Annotated in this window: 3 protein-coding genes; all 3 read left to right on the forward strand. The window is 55.9% G+C overall.

Annotated elements, in window-relative coordinates; translation table 11 throughout:
• The first annotated feature begins 83 nt into the window (after positions 1 to 83).
• From GBM95_RS11710 to GBM95_RS11720, 3 genes are read left to right on the forward strand one after another with little or no spacing between them, the layout of a single operon-like run.
• Entirely contained in the window at positions 84 to 920 is an 837-nt protein-coding gene (locus GBM95_RS11710) for an ABC transporter ATP-binding protein (protein WP_152159251.1), read from the forward strand.
• A gap of 28 nt (positions 921 to 948) precedes the next feature.
• A complete protein-coding gene (locus GBM95_RS11715; RefSeq protein ID WP_152159252.1) occupies positions 949 to 1,158 on the forward strand; it encodes a hypothetical protein in 210 nt (69 codons plus the stop codon).
• The gene (locus tag GBM95_RS11720; RefSeq protein ID WP_152159253.1) at positions 1,128 to 1,364 is read left to right on the forward strand and encodes a hypothetical protein; all 237 of its coding nucleotides are present in this window, start codon (positions 1,128 to 1,130) and stop codon (positions 1,362 to 1,364) included. Before GBM95_RS11715 ends, GBM95_RS11720 begins: the two co-directional genes overlap by 31 nt.
• Positions 1,365 to 1,394 lie beyond the last annotated feature (30 nt).

A 1,394-nucleotide genomic window follows, 5' to 3' on the forward strand; every position in this document is an offset into this window, starting at 1 on the left:
CGCTACGACGTTGTCTTTGAACTCCTGCGAATATCGCATGTTTTGCCACTCCATGAAAGGTTGAAGGGGTGGCGAAAGTTAGTATGACATCTAATGCCATCGTCGGCATGTCGGTGGCGGCCGAAAGTATTTTCCAGACGCTTGACGAGCCGCTTGAAGCAGAAACGGGAACCGTTGAACTTCGGGATGTAAAGGGCGCAGTCACGTTCGAACACGTTTCGCTTCGTTATCCGAACGCCGATCGAGACGCCGTGAGCGACTTCAATCTCAAAGTGAAGCCCGGTGAAAGCATCGCGCTCGTCGGTTTTTCCGGCTCCGGCAAGACCTCCGTCGTCAACATGATTCCCCGCTTTTGGAATCCGACTGCCGGTCGCATTCTGATCGACGGCACGGATACGAAAGACGTCACGCTTTCGTCGCTTCGCAACCAGATTGCGATCGTCTCCCAGGACGTTGTCCTCTTTGACGGAACCATCCGTGAAAACATCGCCTACGCCATGCCCGACGTTACTGAGGAGGCTTTGGCCCGGGCGATCGAAGCGGCTGCGCTCAAGGAATTCATTGCTTCTCTTCCTCAGGGGCTCGATACACCTGTCGGTGAAGCCGGCAGTCGTCTCTCGGGCGGGCAGAAGCAGCGCATTTCCATCGCTCGGGCAATTCTGCGCAACACGCCGATTCTCATTCTTGACGAAGCCACGAGTGCGCTCGACAGCGAATCGGAAGCTGCAATCAAGACGGCACTCGACCGCCTGATGGCAGGGCGTACGACCTTCATCGTTGCGCATCGGCTCTCGACGATTCGCAATGCGTCGCGAATCGTCGTCATGAGCGACGGCGTCATTCAGGAAATCGGCACGCACGAAGAATTGCTCGAAAAGGGCGGCGCATACGCCAATCTCTCGAAGCTTCAGTCGCTTTGACGGTCTACCGTCAGCAAGGAGTTCTCCGTTGAATCGACTATTCAAACACTTCGATCCGGACCTGATTCGGATTTACCGTTATCTGCTCCCGCACAAGTGGCGAATCGCGCTCGGCGCCGTCTTCATGGCCGGCGCGGCCAGCATGTCTTCGCTCACCGCGACGCTTTTGGGCAAGCTCACCGATCTCGGGTTCTACCAACAGGAGCCGTGGGTGATCGCGGGGCGCCGGCGGCATTGATCGGCGTGACGCTTCTCTTCGGGTTCTGCACCGTGGCTTCGTCCTGGATCATGGCGAAAGTGAGTCAGGCAGTGCTTATCACGCTACGCACCGAACTTTACGATCGGATCATGACCTGGCCCGCAGAACGGTATCAAACGGAAAATCTCGCTCTCGGTCTTGGTATAACGACGGTCGAGAGAAAGCAAGTAGTTGAAATCCTTTAAAGATTTCATTGAAACCCACTTGCTTTTTCT

Origin of the sequence: Sutterella seckii, from assembly GCF_009183815.1 — a bacterium.
Taxonomy (GTDB): domain Bacteria; phylum Pseudomonadota; class Gammaproteobacteria; order Burkholderiales; family Burkholderiaceae_F; genus Sutterella; species Sutterella seckii.